This window comes from Streptomyces sp. NPDC059917, from assembly GCF_042730635.1.
GTDB lineage: Bacteria > Actinomycetota > Actinomycetes > Streptomycetales > Streptomycetaceae > Streptomyces.
This window is the reverse complement of sequence record NZ_JBHWLC010000041.1, coordinates 43,865-58,972: the sequence shown is the minus strand read 5'-3', so window position 1 is coordinate 58,972 and position 15,108 is coordinate 43,865. Positions and strand designations below refer to the sequence as shown.

The following is a 15,108-nucleotide window of genomic DNA, read 5'->3' as shown; positions in this document are numbered from 1 at the left end:
GCATGGAGGATCTTACATGTGCAATGTGTCACTCGGGGGCAAGTTCTGGTATGGCGAAGGGGGCCGCTTGAGCAGGCGCGACCCCCTTGTAGCCACGGTCACTTCGTAGCTGCCCCGATCAGCCCCTCGATCGCCGTCATCTCCTTGTGTGCCCCCAAGTACCCGATCCCTCGCGCCAGATGGATCCTCAGCATCTTGGAGACGTTCTCGTCCGTCGGCTCCAGTCCGTCGGCCACGCAGCGCTGCTTGAGCAGGCCGAGGTAGAGGTCGCCGTGGGGTCCGGCGAAGGTCTTCCAGGACATCTCGACGTTGGAGTCGGTGATGACCTCACGGACCAGGGGGGTAGAGGCATCCGCCAGGGAGAGCGCCAGGGCCCAGCGGCACAAGACGTTCCACTGGGTGATGCCGGTGGTGCGCTTCAGACGGCTCAGGCGGTCCTTACTTGCGGTGGCGAGGCGGATGTTCTCAAGCGACATTGCTGGCTCCTACGTTCCACCAGTAACCCTCGACGATGCTGGTGGTGAAGGTGGTGTCGTCGTGGACCAGGGTGTAGGTGTGGGCGACGGACTTCTTGAGGCGGCCAAGCAGGTACTCGTCGATCTCCTCATCGGTGGAGAGGAGGAGGACTTGGCCGCTGGCGTATGGGAAGTATCGGTCCACCAAATGCTCACGGTGGCGGCTGTCGAGCCGGCCAAGCGGCGTGTCGATGACGCTGGGGAGGTGGTTGCCGGCGACCTTCATCAAGCCCCAGAGGAGGGAGATAGCGAGTAGCTGGCGCTCGCCCGCGCTGAGACGGCCGGGGTCGATCAACTCTCCATCAGTGTCAGCCAGGGTGAGCGTGAACTTGTCGGTATCGATGCGGAGGTCGTTCACCAGGCCCTGCTTGCGCATGAGGGTCTGGAAGCTCGTGAGCATTGCTACCTCGAGGCGGCTGATGTGCCGCTTGAGAAGGGCATCGCCGAACTGTTCCAGTGTCTTCCGGGCCTTCTCCGAGTACTTGATGATCCGCTCGACCTCTTCAGCCTTCACCTTGGTGCGGACGAACTCTTCGTGGGCACGCTGCAGGGAGGCGGAGACGTATTCGAGGCGGCGCTTCAACTCGTCGACGTTGTTGAGGCTGTTCTCGTGCTCCCGCTCCAGCCGTGCGACTTCCTGGAGCTGGTTTTCACGCTCCTTCTGAACGGCCTCGACCTTGCTCTTGGCCGGTACACCCGCCAGCTGTCGCTCCAGCTGCACACGCTCTTCGGCGGCTTCCGCAGCCTGCTGGAGGAGCTCGGCAGCTCGTGCCTTATCGCGACTTAGTGCCTCGTCGAGTGCAGACAGCTGGGGGAGCGTGTCCGGGGAGAGGCCGAGATCTACCTTGAGGCCGGCGGACTTGGCGCGCTTGGTGCGGTCAGCCTCCAGCTTCTCTATTACGGCGGCCTTCGCCTCGACAGGGAGCATGTCCAGTAGCCACTGGTCACGCTCTTCTAGGACCCCCAGTACCTGGTGGGACTCGGCTGCCGTCCGCTCACGACCAGCCTGCTTGCGCAGCTCCGTGAGGTGGCTTCCCATCATGAGGAGCGGAAGCGGGCCTGTAGCCAACTGGATCAGAGAGCCGCGGATTTCGGCGAGATGAGCGGAAACCTGCGCGAATTCGCGCTCGATCTCGACGCGACGCTCGAAGAGGTTTCCGCCCTCCTGCTTGTAGGCAGCCTCCAGTGTTTCGAGAGTGCGCCGAGCTTTGCCGAGCTCGCTGTTACGCTGAGAGGCCAGCTGTTCTGCGTCCTCCAGAGCGGCGTCGGCCGCCTGCCGTTCCTGCTCCTCCGCGTGGATCTGGTCCATCAGGTGCTGCTCTTCGTCCGACAGCTTCTGCCGGCGCTGGAGTGCGAGCAGGTCCGTACGGAGCTGCTGGACGGTGCTGACACCGAGCAGCGAATGAATGGCCGATTCAATGACCGATGCTGCGCGCTCGGGGTCGGCGAGTGATTCGATCTTCTCTCCGTCGAAGAACGACAGTGAGGCGACTTCGAGGGGGAGCAGGCTCTCGATGTGATCGGCCCACTCCTGGCTGAGAACCCGGCTGTACTTCAGCTCAGGCTCGACGCGTCGCCCCGGCTTCGCCCTGGAGCCGTACTCCTCATCGACGAACGTGCTCACGAATTCCTTGAGCGTCGTCTTGCCGCTGGTGTGCCAGCTGCGGACCACCTTGTAATAGTGCTCCGTGCCGTCCACCGTGACCGTGAACTCCAGGATGATCTGCGCACCCCGGGTCGGGTCGGCCTGCCGGTTGATGCTCTCGCGGAGGTATGTCTCGTACGACTTGCTGCCTCGACCGCTGCAACGCGCTCGTGGCCCGTACAGCGCCAGCTGGATGGCGTCGAGGAGGGTCGTCTTACCGCAGCCATTGAGGCCGCCGATGAGGACGATTGGCTTGTTCTTCTTGGTGGTCAGATCCAGCGACTGGGTGCCGCGGTAAGCCCCGAACTCTTCGAGAGTGATCTTACGCAGGAGCATCGATATTGATTTCTTCGTCCAGGGGCAGGTGGGTTTGCGTTCCCTCACACCACTCGTTCTTGTTCTTGCGCTGCGCGAAGTCGATGGCGTCGGCGCTGTCCTCGTAGTAACCCTTCTTTACGGCGGTCTCCAGGGCTTGGAAGAGGCCAGCGCGTCGGGACATTGTCCGGTATTTGCGCTCGACAGAGAGCAGCTCGCGGACCATGTCGTAGTGCAGGTCGTCGTCCCTGCAGAGCTCCTTCAGGAGCTCCATCTCGTCCGCGCCCATGACGAGCTGCTCGTCCAGAGGTCCGCCCGGGAACTCCTCGCCTGTGGACTCCTTGTAGATACGGGGGAGGGAGTCCTCGACCTCATGCTTGTCGAAGACCCAGAGACGGCGGATCTCGTGCAGCTCGTCGAGGGTGATCAGTTCAATGTTCTTGACGTGCTCAGGAGCGTTGGCGCGGATCCACGTCTGGGCGTCCAGCAGATCCTTGAGCCAGTCCTGGCGGAACTTCTGCAGGTACGGGCCGTGGATCGGGACCTCTTCGCCGTCCGTCCGGCGCGTGTAGACCATGACCTTGCCGTTCATTCGGCGGAAGTCTCGGGCCGGCTGGTCAGGGCGGGGGTACGGGAGCTTTCGGCCGGCGGGGAGTCCTTCCTCGCCCTCTTCGAAGTAGCCGAATGGGGCGTCGAGCTTGTCGCGGAGGTCCAGGAGCGGCCTCATCCACTCCTTCTCCTCGTCGTTCTGGATCATCGCCGACATCGACTTGTCCTGCTCGACGAGTGTGCAAGTCCAGCACCCGAAGCGGCTCGAGCCGCAGGAGGGAGTGGTCGAGTCGACCACGAGCGGACACTCACCATCGCCGGAGGCGCCCTGGTACATAGTGAGGAGATCCTGATTGTTGTAGCCCCACGGGTTGGGCTTCTGCATCAGGTACTCCCAGACGTCGTCGTTGGTCCAGTCTTCGACCGGGCTGTAGACGAGGGAGTTGGGAAGGTTTGCATTGGGTGAGAGACGATCACGGACGCGCCGCTTCTCGTGCTTCTCCATGGCGCGGGCGCGTGCCTGGCTCTCGGTCTTACGAATACCGAGCACCATGATCGCCTCGCCATGTGCGGCCACGACATTCCGGATGAAGGAGTTGGAGGGCTTGATCTTGAGGCGCTCGGTGCACCAGCGGAACTTGGGGCGCGGCGCCGGGTAGCCCCGACCGATCAGGTTGACCCAGAAAGTGTCCTTGATCTCCGGCGTGAGGCGATGAGGCTCGATGGGGAGGCCTTGCTCGGCGGCGGCTTTCTCCATCCTCTGCAAGGAGGTCGTCACCCACGCCGCGACGACGGGGTTCTCGACTAGGGTGTCGGTGCTGATGACGTGGACCGTCTTGGTGCGCTGCTCCGCCGGCAGAGCGGCGATGGCGTTCCATACGAGCTGAAGGACTGCCGTGGAGTCCTTGCCGCCGCTGTATCCGATGACCCAGGGCACCTGGTCGGCTGTGTAGAGCTCACGCACCTCGTCTGAGAGCTTGGCAATGACCTCTTCGAGGGGTTGCCCGTCGAACGGCTTCCGCCGGACAGGCGTGATGCCGAGTTGCAGAGGGATGGTACTCACGCTTCGCCTCGCAGGTATGCGTTCTCTACCCGCTGCTCTTCGGCGCTGAGACCGAGGCGCAGGTGATTGCGCAGGTAGGTGACTGTAAGAGTTACATTTTGGTGGCTTTTAGAAACACGGCCGCCGACGATGGCGCGGCCCTCCCAGTCTGTATTCGACCGAGTCCAGTCGACCTTTTCCAGAGGGGAGAGTTTTCGTTTCCACTTACTAGGCGCCGTGGATTCCCGAAGTAGGGAATTTCCGATGCGGCCGAGAGCGTGCAATGCGATTCCGTGACTATGGATGAAGTCGCGCCGCATCTCGGGTGCCGAGAGCTCTCGCTTGCGAACCATCCCCCACTCGGGAAGTGTCGTGTCGATGTGCTCCCAGTACTCCTGCGCCAGTTCGGCTGCGGCGCCTGCCTCGATCTCCAGGCCCTGGAGGAGGGACTGGGTGCCGTAGTAGAGAGCACTCAAGGTGAACATCATCCGGGAGCGGGCTGAGAGGGTGCTCTTCTCCATCTCGACGTAGCCCTTGAAGACTTTGCACTGGCCGGCCAGTGTGCGCGCGACCTGGGCTTCGCTGTCCCGATGGTCGTAGAGGACGCCGATGGACCGGGCCGGACGTACCGCGTGCCGGTTAAGGTCCGCGAACATCTGCTGTGAGCGGGCGAGCCCCGCGTCATGGAAAAAGACGACCGCAATCGTCTCGTTGCCGATGTCCGGGTTCTCCTTGAGGGCGTGCTCGATGGCCGCGCGCCGGTGCTGGCCGTCGTTGATCAGGAAGCGGGAGTCCATGGGGATGCGCAGCTGCCCGGTGCGGAACGCGTTGCCGTCGGAGCCGAGATGGTCGAACTCCACTTCGCCGTCGACGGATGCGGTCAAAGCGCTGAAGACATAATCGCCTGGATTGTCCAGAATGTACTTCGTGAGCGCCGGTAGGCGCCCCTTGTTGAGGATCCGCTGGGCGCGCAGCTCCGGCGAGAGCTCATCTTCGTCGAAGATAAAGATCTTTGGGATGAGGCGCAGAGGGCACATCGAGACGTAGTACTCGCGCCCTGCCTGGATGCCGCGGATGGCAGGGAACGTGTACTCGAACCCCGTTGAGGTGCGCGCAGCCACGACTCTGGTCGCTGGTGTCGCTGCTTTGATCTCCACCCGGCAACCTTAGCGTACGTCATCTGGTTAACGTACGAAGCTTGCCGAAGTTACGTCACCTTCACGTACGTAAGACGCGCCGGCATGTCAGGGGGTACGCCCGGCTCCAGCGAAGGGTGCCCCTGCCCGGGAAGTTGTACGTCGATGTCTGCGTTGACAACTCTGAGGTGCCGCGCTGTGCGTCAGCCGAGCATGCGTGTACGTTAACGACTTGACGTACTGGTAACGGGATGATTGCTCTGAGATGGGTGAGCGCTGTGGTGGCGTATCTGGATGTGGCGGCGACGACCCGTGTGGAGCCGCGGGTGGCTAACGTGGTGCTCCACTGGATGACCGACGACTTCGGTAACGCCGGCAGTCGCACCCATGAGTACGGAGCCCGGGCAAAGAAGGCGGTCCAGGAGGCCAGGGCGTTCCTTGCTAGCACAGTCGGTGTGAGGGCCGAAGAGGTCATCTTCACCAGTGGAGCAACGGAGTCCAACAACATCGCGCTGCTCGGCATGGCTCCGTACGGTGAAAAGCACGGTCGGAAGCACATCATCACCTCCGCCATCGAGCACAAGGCGGTCATCGAGCCCCTGCTGCATCTGCAGGAGAAGCAGGGGTTCGAGGTTGATTTCCTGGAGCCCGGCCCCTCGGGGCGGATCTCCACGGAGGCCGTGCTGGAGAAACTGAGGCCGGACACCCTGCTCGTCTCACTAATGCACGTGAACAATGAGACGGGCGTCATCCAGCCCGTGGCCGAGCTGGCGGAGAAGCTCCAGAAGACCCCGACTTATCTCCACGTCGATGCCGCGCAGGGGTACGCGAAGGTTCCCGAGGACCTGAAGGCACCCATCGATTTGATCAGCATCAGCGGCCACAAGATCGGTGCACCCAAGGGGATCGGCGCCCTGGTGACCCGGCGTCGAGGCTGGGACAAGGTGCCGTTGGAACCGATCATGTTCGGCGGCGGGCAGGAACGAAAGCTGCGCCCCGGGACGCTCCCAGTACCGCTGATCATGGGGCTGTACGAAGCAGCCAAGGTCTTCCAGGAGAACTGGTCGCGTTGGGAGCGGGACGCGAAGGAGATGCGGGAGCGGCTGCTCGCCGCGCTCGGAAAGACCCGCTTTCAGATCAACGGCGATGCCGGCCACGCGGTCCCGCACATCCTCAATGTGACCTTCGACGGGCTCAACGCCGAGGCCCTGATCGTACGGATCAAGGACCAGGTGGCGGTGGCGACCGGTTCCGCATGCACCAGTGCCTCCTACACGCCGAGCCACGTGCTGACCGCAATGGGCCTCCCGGAGGAGGTGGCCACCAATGGCCTCCGTTTCTCGTGGTTCCCCGGGCAAGTCTCGGACTTCGACCCGGACGGCCTGGCGGAGACGATCGCGTACATGCAACCGGATGCCCCCTGACGGTTTGAACTGCTCAATCTTCGGGGCGCCGGACCAGCCGGTGTCCCCGAAGCATGCGACCGCACTTGATCAGCTCGGTCTCCCAGCCATTCTCGGTGCCGATCAGGTGAGGATTCTCGTAGAGGCCGGCGCGTAGCTCGGACTCGGTCAGACGGCGGTAACGCGGCACGTCCGGGTCGTCGGGCGCCAGGAATTCGTGCTTGCGGTGGAGCAGAGGACGGTTGGCGGAGTTCGCGTAGGACATATGCGAGGTCTCGAGGGTCTTGAGATCTACGAGGTACGAGGTCGTGATCCGCGGGTGTGGGTCCTTGTCGAATTCCGGGCAGTCGAGCCAGCTGATGGCTCGCCCCTGGTGCTCCAGCTTGGCGATGGTCCATTCCTGAGGGCGGCCGGCTGCGACGGAGGCGCAATGCTCGTACAGGCGCAGGACTGTCGGCATCCGGTCGATCGCCCGGCGGTGCACGTACAGCGCAGTCGGGGTGATCTTGCCGACACTGGATGCGTTCATGGCGCCCCGGATATAGGTGTCGTCCCTGAGCTTGAGGAGCAGACGGTCGGAGCGCTGGCAGGCTTCCTTGTACGAGGTGAAGAACGAACGGACGTCGAGCTGGACGCCGACGGGGAGGCTGCTAAACGGACCTCGGCCGTTGAAGAGCTCGACGGCGAGGAATAGCAGAGTGTTCAGCGTCGTGCGCTTGGCGCCCTCGGAGACCTTCTCGGCGTCGGCGGAGTCGCGTATGAGGCGCTTGAGTTCGCCGGGTTTCAGGTGGGCGAGCTGTTCGGCCATCGACCGGGGCATCTCGTCGACACGGGGCGGGCGGCCACGCCGTTCGACGTAGTCGACCAGCGAGGCGATAGCGGAAGTGGTATCGGCTGAAGCGAGCCACTCGGCGTCGGGGACAATGCGGTGTGCGAGGTAGCCCAGTCGGGCTGAGTCGTCCTTAAAGGCGTACACGATGCCGGGGGTCGCTGATATGCAGCGTGTTCCTGTGATCTCCTCGACGTAGATCCGGAGCTCGTCCGGGCTGAAGAGGTGCTGGAACGTCTGCCGGCTGGTGAGGAGGCCGTCGCCGTACTCTTGGCCGCGGACTTTGGACCGCTCCCAGGTGAGGCGAGCCGAGACGATGAGTACGGAGTTGGCGAGCCTCCATGCCTCCTTGAGCGTCTGCCGACGCTCGACGGTGTCCTCGATGATGTTCAGGACGTAGGTGAGGAGGACGACGTCGGAGGGGGCCACCGGCGCGCTCGAGCTGTAATAGGGGTCCCAGCCGGTGATCTTGTAATCGAGGCGCTGGAGGGACCCGACGTCGCCTCCTCGGCCGCAGCCGTAATCAAGGATCGTGCGGTCCGCGTTGAACTGGCGGTCGGCCAGAGCCTGGCGCGCCGGTACGGAGAGGCAGGGGCGACCGATCGCGGTGCGGCGGCGGTCGCTGTTCCATGACTTCTGCATGTCGGCCTCGTCAGTCGAGGAAAGGTGCGGGTCGCAGCATAGGCAGGGCGACGGTACGGGCGAAGAGGTTTCCGGAAGCTGAGGTTTCCAGCGCGTCCCTCATTGCAGCCGGTGAACTTGCCTGACTAGCAGGCATGGGAGGCCCAGTCGCCGTCCGAGAAGCTGGACGTGACTATCTCGGCAGCGGAGACGCTTCGCACCCTCGGCTCGGCTGCTGGCGCGAACAGCATCGCTGCTCTCACCGCAGTCGTCGGCGCCACCTGGCACCAGGGTCAGTAGAATCGGGCGCTCTGGGCTCTTGCCGTGGTAGCCGTCGTGGCCGTCCTTGCTTCGGACGTCTTGGCACCCCGCCGCAGTATGGCCACTGGGTGAGACGTGTACTGCTGACCCCAGAATGAGTAGTTGCCCCGGCAGCGTGAATCCGCTGCGGCGATCCCTGGGCCGCGGCATCTGCCGGACAGTGCGGACCGCTCAGTGCTGGTATGCGGGCATAGTTTGATGCGTGAGCGCTGCGTGATCGGACGGGGTAGCACTAGGGTGGACTCGGCATCATGGTGATCACGGTCTGCCGTCTCTGACCAGGGGACGGGATTCTGGGGCACCGCTCAACACCACCGGGGATGATCCTGCGGGCCCTCGTAATGCGTAGGTGTGGACACCCTCGCCATCCGGGTGGATCGCGAGGGATCACGAGCGTGGCGACGGCGGTGGCTGGGGGCCAACGGGGAGCCGGTCTGCTCCCCGAGGCCTCTTGAGACTGCCCCAGACCGTCCGAGGCCACGGCGCTGACCTGGGGAAACGTCGTTCGGGCTGGTGGGGATCTTGGGTGGATCTCGTTCGGGACGAAGAGGTCGTGGGTTCAAATCCCGCCACCCCGACAGCTGAAACACCAGGTCCGGGTGCTACTCACACGAGTAACACCCGGACCTGTTTTCGTGTGCGTGCCTGTCTGCGTGACTACGGTCGGTCCGGCCGCGGGGTCCGGGTGCGGCGGTGGGCGGTCGGGCCTCGGCGCCGTCGGCCCGGGAAGGGATTGTGGCGTGCGGGGACCTTGGGCGCCAGGGTCAAGAGGGCGATGACCGCGAGGGCTGCGGCGAGGATGAGTGAAGTGCTGAGGGCCATGCTCCTGCCTTCCGTCGTGTCCTAACAGCCTTGAGTTACTTGTTGTTACCGGATCGCCTGCCGTCAAACACGTTGGGTGACGTTTGTGTGGCGGTGGCGGGGCATACGCCAAGAGGTAACGCTTCCCAGCCTCTTGGAGTGATGTCCGTGTCCGGTGACGAGAAGACCCAGGCGAAGGTCGAGCAGGCCAAGGGGAAGGTCAAGGAGGCCGCCGGCCGCCTCGTGGGCAACGAACGCCTGACGGCCGAGGGTCGCGCGGAGCAGGCCAAGGGCGATGCCCGCCAGGCCAAGGAAAAGATCAAGGACGTCTTCAAGCACTGACCAGCCCGCAGGAGAAGGGGGCGGGCTCCACGGGGCCCGTCCCCTTCCGGCTTCTCCGGGGCATGCGGGCATGCCGGTGGCCTGGAGCCCCGATCGGGGTTCCAGGCCACCGGAACGCGGTGCGTGGCTTGCGGTGTGGCTACCAGCGGTACCAGCGTCCGCTGCCGCCCTTGGGGCGGGCGACGAAGCCGACCAGCCACAGGACCAGGACGGCGATGGCCACCCACCAGAGAATCTTGAGCGCGAAACCCGCGCCGAAAAGGATCAGCACGAGCAGAAGAACGAGAAGCAGGGGAACCATAGTCATCAACCTCCGAGACAGCGTGTGCCCGACCTCGCCCCGATCATGCGGTTGATCTTATTTGTTTCTTATCCGCCCAGGTGGGCATAGAGGCGGGGTCCTGCCGTCCGCCCGGCCGGGGTACGCCTGCCCTCCCCGCTGCCCTCAAGGACCTCGCGTGCGCGCGGTTCGTCGGATGGGATGGTGGCAGTGACCCACGAGCGGCCGAAGGAGCGGGAGCAGGCGTGCCCGGACACGAACGCGATTTCGACACCACGCCCCCCACGCACCACCCCGCGCGGCAGGACCGCTCCCGCCGGCGCATGCTCGACGCCGCCTCCGCCGTCGCCCTGCTCAACTCGCCCGATGTCGACGCCACTTCGCTTCAGCCCTACATGCACGCCCTCCAGGGCGCCGCGGGAAACGGCGCCCTGGCCACGGCCCTCGCCGGCCACCGCAACGCCTCCGCACGTACCTCCGCGGCACGCGGCGCGAGCACGGGTACGGGTACGCCCGTCCAGCGGGCCGAGACCGGCACCACGGACGACGGTCCGTCCGACAAGATCACCTACCGGCTCCAGCTCCAGGTCAAGAAGGAGCGCCGGATGCACGAGCCCGAGTTCTGGGACGGTGACAACGTCGGGCACGCCTGGGTCGTCCTCTACACCGAGTCCGGCGGCTCCACCTCGTACAAGTCCTACGGCTTCTTCCCGGTCAAGCCCCTCAACGGGCGCCGCGAGGTCCTGGCGACGGTGCCCAGCATCGTGAAGAGGAACTGGGACCTACCGCAAGGGGCCTCCTCCGTGCTCGAAACGGCTCTGACGCGGGAGCAGGTCCTCGCGTTCAAGGAGTACGTCGAGCAGCACGACGGCGACGACTACAACCTCGCCCGCCACAACTGTGTCTCCTTCGCCCGCGGCGCGTTCAAGGCCGCCACCGGCAACAGCGCCCCGGGCCTCGGCCTCCCACTCCTGGAGAACCCCAATCTCCTCCAGGACGCCATCAAGCGGTCCAACGAGAAGCAGGGCAGGCCACGGGCGGGCGAGCCGATCACGGGCGCGTACGAGGGCGATACCAGCCCCACCAGGGCGGAACGCCTTCAGCAGCAGGCCGAACGCCCGTCCCACGCCGACAGCGACTCCGACGAGTCCGACCCGCGCGGCAGGGCCGCCGTGCCCGCGGTACGGCCCGCCCTGGAACGCTTCCCCCTCGATTGAGCCCGGCGGTCATCACGCCGATCCCGTGCGTCGAGCATCAAGGACTTCCGCACGGAGCATTCAGCCCGGCGACCGGCTTCGGCCTAGATTCAGTGCTGCCGGAGCGAGGAGGGGACACTCCAGCGCGCCCCGGTCAACACCACACGTCACCGGCGTCAGCCGGGAAAGCAAGGTACCCACAGTCATGAACACCCGAACCACCAGGACCGGCCTGGCCGTCGTCGCCGCCCTCCTCACCGCCGCCACCTGGTCGACCAGCGCCCAGGCCGCACCCGGCGTCTCGTACATCGGTTACGGCCAGGGCAACACCTACAACGGCGTGTTGTGCGTGCAGAAGCTCACCAACGACCTCACGACGCAGATCAACTACCACCACATCGCCGAGGACGGTTCCTTCGGATCCGACACCAACGGCGCCATCAGGGCCTTCCAGCAGTGGGAGCACCTGCCCGTCGACGGCATCGTCGGCCCCGCGACCGGAGACGCCCTGCTGAGCCAGGCGTACAACGTCAAGGGCTGCTACCCGTACGTCCCGAGCCACCACTGAACCACAACGGGGGAGAACCATGAACGGAACGCTCAAGCGCCTCGCCGCCAAGGCGGGCGTGGTCACCGCCACCGCAGCCCTCCTGACCGGAGTCGGCCTCGGCACCGCGAACGCCAGCCCCAACGCCGCGTACATCGGCGACGGGTACGCGAACAACGCCCACGCGGTGTGGTGCGTCCAGCACCTGTACAACGTCTTCGCGAAGGAACAGCGGGACAGGTACCACTACGCCACGCCCGACATAGCCGAGGACGCGGCCTGGGGGCCGCGGACCAAGGCCGCCGTGACGCTGCTCCAGTCCTGGTACAGCGAGACCCAGGACGGCATCGTCGGTCCGAACACCGGTTGGGATCTGCTGCATCTGGACTCCGGCTACGGAGGCAAGGGCGGCTACTGCTACCAGTACATCCCGAGTCCCAGCTGGTACTGACCGGCAGCCCGGCGGTGAGCTGACCGTCGGGAGCTGACCGGGCCGGTGCCCGTCGGTGCCGGGGTGCCGAGGCCGGGTCGGGGGGTGACCATGGGGAGGCGGGGGCCGATCGTGCGGGGGCCGGATCCCGGGAGACGCTGTGGTGGACACCTGCGGAAGTGCCACGGACGTGCTGGTGGTCGGGGCCGGGCCGGTCGGGCTGACGGCCGCCTGCGAGTTGCGGCGGCGCGGGGTGCGGTGCCGCCTCGTCGAGCGGCTCCCGGCCCGGCTGCCCTACGCGAAGGCGGTGGGGGTCCAGCCGCGCACCCTGGAGCTGTGGGACCGGATGGGCCTCGTGCGGGACGCCCTCGATCTGGCCGTGCCGCTGCGCGGGCAGCTGACGTACGTGAACGGCGTCGCGGAGTCCCGGATGGAGATGGTGCTGCCGCCCGAGTTCCCGTACGGCTTCGCCGCGCTGCCGCAGTACGAGACCGAGCGCGTCCTGGAGGGCTTCCTGAACCGCTTCGGGACGGGCATCGAGCGGTCCACCGAGCTGGTGTCCTTCGCCCAGGACGGCGAGGGTGTGACCTGTCTGCTGCGCACCCCGGGCGGTGAGGAGGAGGTGCGCGCCCGTTTCCTGGTGGGGTGCGACGGCGCGCACAGCACCGTGCGCAAGGGGCTCGGGCTGTCCTTCGAGGGCGGGGCCTTCCCGGAGGAGTACATGCTCGCCGACGTGGAGCTCGGGTGGGACCTCCCGTACGGCTACGCGGTGCGCGCGATGCACCACGACGCGCGGGGCGAGGTCGACGACGTGCTGGTGTGCGTCCCGCTGCCCGGCGCCGGCCGGTACCGGGTGTCCATGAAGGTGGCTCCGGAGCCGGGCGCGGCCGGGGCGCAGGACGCGGCCCCGGGGGGCGACGGGATCGCGCACGGGCTGGGCGGCGGGCGGGGGCCGGGGCTGGCGGACGTCCAGGCCGTCCTGGACCGGATGTCGCCGCACCCCACGACCGCGTCCGCGCTGCGCTGGTCCTCCGTGTTCCGGATCAGCCACCGGCTGGTGGACCGGTACGGGGAGGGCCGGGTCTTCGTCGCGGGGGACGCCGCGCACATCCACCCGCCGACCGGGGCGCAGGGCATGAACACCGGTATCCAGGACGCCTGGAACCTGGCCTGGAAGCTGGCGCTGGCCGTCGAGGGCGCGGCGGCGCCGGGCCTGCTCGCGAGCTACGACGCCGAGCGCCGGCCGGTCGGCGAGGAGGTCGTCGGCCGTACGGTCCGCCACGCCGCGCACGGGATCCAGGCGGACCCGAGCGACCCGCGGACGCTGATGCTGCGCGAGGCCCAACTCCTGGTCGGCTACCGGGGAAGCCCCCTCGTGCAGGACGCGGAGGGCGCTCCCGGGCCGCGGGGCGGGGACCGGGCCCCCGACTGCGGCGGGCTGACCCGGGAGGTCGCGACGTACCCGCTGCGCCTGTTCGACCTGCTGCGCGACCGCGAACACGTGCTGGTGCTGTACGGGCCCGGGCCCACCGCGGACGGTTTCGGCGCCCTCGCGGCCGCCGTCCGGGACGCGGCGCCGGGGCGGGTCACGACCTTCGCGGTGCTGGCCGACACCGGGGCGCAGGGCGCGTCGCCGGTGCCCGTCCTGCGGGACGGGCGGGGCGAGTTCGCCCGCCTGTACGAGGTACGGGAGCCGACCGCCTTCCTGGTCCGCCCCGACGGCTACCTCGCGGCGCGCCTCGCCCCGCCGAGCGCGCCGGAGCTGCTCGCCCACCTCGCCAGGGTCCTCGCGCCCTGACCGCGGCCCCGCGTCAGCCGGTCCCGGTCAGGCGCAGCGACACCCACAGGGCCGAGGTGGACAGGGCCAGCGCGGCCGGGGTGGTCAGCAGGCCGAGGTGGGTGAACTCGACGAGCCGGACCTCGTGGTCGTGGTGGTGCGCGATGCGCCGCCACAGCAGGGTGGCCAGGGAGCCCGCGTAGGTGAGGTTCGGGCCGATGTTCACGCCCAGGAGCACGGCGAGCACCGCGCCCGGACCCGCGGGTGCGACCAGCGGCACCAGGGCCAGCACCGCCGGCAGGTTGTTGATCAGGTTGGCCAGTACGGCGGCCAGCGCGGCCAGGCCGAGCAGCGCGGGCAGGCCGGTGCCGGCCGGGACCACGTGGGCCAGGGCCGCGCCGAGGCCGTTGTCCACCAGGGCCCGGACGACGATGCCCAGGGCCAGGACGAACGCCAGGAACGGCAGCGCCGCCGAGCGGACGATCGCGACCGGGGTGGTGCGGCGCCGGGCCAGTGCCCGGACCCCCAGCACCAGGGCCCCCGCCGCCGCGGCCCAGGCCGGGTCGGCCCCGACCGCGGAGGCGACCGCGAAGCCGCCCAGGGTCCCCGCCACCGTCAGCAGCGCGAAGAGCGGCAGCTCGGGCGGCTCCAGGGCGTCCGGCCCGGTCGGTTCGGCATCGAGGTCGGCGGCGAAGAACCGGCGGAAGACGACGTACTCGACCCCGATCGCGACCAGCCACGGCAGGGTCATCAAGGCGGCGAACCGGGTGAAGCTCAGGCCGCTCGCGGTGAAGGCGAGCAGGTTGGTGAGGTTGGAGACGGGCAGCAGCAGGGACGCGGTGTTCGACAGGTGCGCGCACGCGTAGAGGTGGGGTGCGGGCCGGGCGCCCATGCGCGCGGCGGTGGCGAAGACGACCGGGGTGAGCAGGACGACGGTGGCATCCAGGCTCAGCGCCGCCGTGATCAGCGAGGCGAGCGCGAAGACCGCGCCGAGCAGGCGCCGGGGGCGGCCCGCCGACCAGCGGGCCATCCAGGTGCCGCAGGCGTGGAAGAGGCCCTCGTCGGCGCAGAGCTTGGCGAGGACGAGGACGGCGGCGAGGAAGCCGATGACCGGGCCGAGGCGCTCCGCCTCCTCCCGGACGGCGTCCGTCCCGATCGCCCCGCAGCCGATGACCACGGCGGCGGCCGGGACGGCGAAGAACGCCTCGGGGCGGCCGAAGGGGCGGGCCACCGCGCACACCAGCACCACCAGCAGCGCGACCAGCGAGATGGCGAAGGAGAAGGCGTCGAAGGGCATGCCCGCGATCATCCCAGCAGGCGGCACGGCCTCGACGAAGGGCCCGCGCCCCGGTGGCCCCG

12 protein-coding genes and 1 pseudogene are annotated in these 15,108 nt (G+C 67.3%); 6 read left to right on the top strand and 7 right to left on the bottom strand.

What is annotated here, in order from left to right:
- Positions 1-98: 98 nt before the first annotated feature.
- The 4 genes and pseudogenes from dndE to dndB all read right to left on the bottom strand — a co-directional run bounded on the left by dndE (position 99) and on the right by dndB (position 5,223).
- A complete protein-coding gene (dndE, locus tag ACFWAR_RS23385; RefSeq protein ID WP_385780298.1) occupies positions 99-476 on the bottom strand; it encodes a DNA sulfur modification protein DndE in 378 nt (125 codons plus the stop codon).
- Positions 466-2,496, bottom strand: coding sequence for a DNA sulfur modification protein DndD (gene dndD / locus ACFWAR_RS23380; RefSeq protein ID WP_385780295.1), 2,031 nt, complete (start codon positions 2,494-2,496; stop codon positions 466-468). Before dndD ends, dndE begins: the two co-directional genes overlap by 11 nt.
- Positions 2,483-3,979: pseudogene (dndC, locus tag ACFWAR_RS23375) on the bottom strand (DNA phosphorothioation system sulfurtransferase DndC); the annotation flags it as partial. The gene dndD and the pseudogene dndC, both read right to left, overlap by 14 nt.
- A gap of 104 nt (positions 3,980-4,083) precedes the next feature.
- Complete coding sequence (gene dndB / locus ACFWAR_RS23370; protein WP_385780292.1) at positions 4,084-5,223, bottom strand: DNA sulfur modification protein DndB; 1,140 nt, start codon at positions 5,221-5,223, stop codon at positions 4,084-4,086.
- Between the two features lie 248 nt (positions 5,224-5,471).
- Here dndB and dndA point away from each other — a divergent pair, with 248 nt between their 5' ends.
- The gene (gene dndA, locus ACFWAR_RS23365) at positions 5,472-6,626 is read left to right on the top strand and encodes a cysteine desulfurase DndA (protein ID WP_385780289.1); all 1,155 of its coding nucleotides are present in this window, start codon (positions 5,472-5,474) and stop codon (positions 6,624-6,626) included.
- A gap of 13 nt (positions 6,627-6,639) precedes the next feature.
- Here the strand turns inward: dndA and ACFWAR_RS23360 are convergent, their stop codons facing one another.
- The gene (locus tag ACFWAR_RS23360; protein ID WP_385780286.1) at positions 6,640-8,076 is read right to left on the bottom strand and encodes a DNA phosphorothioation-associated putative methyltransferase; all 1,437 of its coding nucleotides are present in this window, start codon (positions 8,074-8,076) and stop codon (positions 6,640-6,642) included.
- 1,269 nt (positions 8,077-9,345) lie between these two features.
- Here ACFWAR_RS23360 and ACFWAR_RS23355 point away from each other — a divergent pair.
- Entirely contained in the window at positions 9,346-9,519 is a 174-nt protein-coding gene (locus ACFWAR_RS23355; protein ID WP_385780283.1) for a CsbD family protein, read from the top strand.
- A 139-nt stretch (positions 9,520-9,658) separates the two neighbouring features.
- Here ACFWAR_RS23355 and ACFWAR_RS23350 read toward each other — a convergent pair whose 3' ends face one another.
- On the bottom strand, positions 9,659-9,820 hold the full coding sequence (locus tag ACFWAR_RS23350) for a hydrophobic protein (RefSeq protein ID WP_385773101.1): 162 nt from the start codon (positions 9,818-9,820) through the stop codon (positions 9,659-9,661).
- A 224-nt stretch (positions 9,821-10,044) separates the two neighbouring features.
- On the opposite strand from ACFWAR_RS23350, the gene ACFWAR_RS23345 reads away from it, so the two are divergent.
- The 4 genes from ACFWAR_RS23345 (at position 10,045) to ACFWAR_RS23330 (ending at position 13,770) form a co-directional block, all read left to right on the top strand.
- On the top strand, positions 10,045-11,016 hold the full coding sequence (locus ACFWAR_RS23345) for a hypothetical protein (RefSeq protein WP_385780280.1): 972 nt from the start codon (positions 10,045-10,047) through the stop codon (positions 11,014-11,016).
- 184 nt (positions 11,017-11,200) lie between these two features.
- Positions 11,201-11,563: a peptidoglycan-binding protein gene (locus ACFWAR_RS23340; protein ID WP_385780278.1), complete on the top strand. Its 363-nt coding sequence runs from the start codon at positions 11,201-11,203 to the stop codon at positions 11,561-11,563.
- Between the two features lie 19 nt (positions 11,564-11,582).
- The gene (locus tag ACFWAR_RS23335; protein ID WP_385780276.1) at positions 11,583-11,993 is read left to right on the top strand and encodes a peptidoglycan-binding protein; all 411 of its coding nucleotides are present in this window, start codon (positions 11,583-11,585) and stop codon (positions 11,991-11,993) included.
- Positions 11,994-12,135: 142 nt separating this feature from the next.
- The gene (locus tag ACFWAR_RS23330; RefSeq protein ID WP_385780274.1) at positions 12,136-13,770 is read left to right on the top strand and encodes an FAD-dependent monooxygenase; all 1,635 of its coding nucleotides are present in this window, start codon (positions 12,136-12,138) and stop codon (positions 13,768-13,770) included.
- A gap of 13 nt (positions 13,771-13,783) precedes the next feature.
- Here the strand turns inward: ACFWAR_RS23330 and ACFWAR_RS23325 are convergent, their stop codons facing one another.
- The gene (locus ACFWAR_RS23325; RefSeq protein WP_385780271.1) at positions 13,784-15,046 is read right to left on the bottom strand and encodes an SLC13 family permease; all 1,263 of its coding nucleotides are present in this window, start codon (positions 15,044-15,046) and stop codon (positions 13,784-13,786) included.
- Positions 15,047-15,108 lie beyond the last annotated feature (62 nt).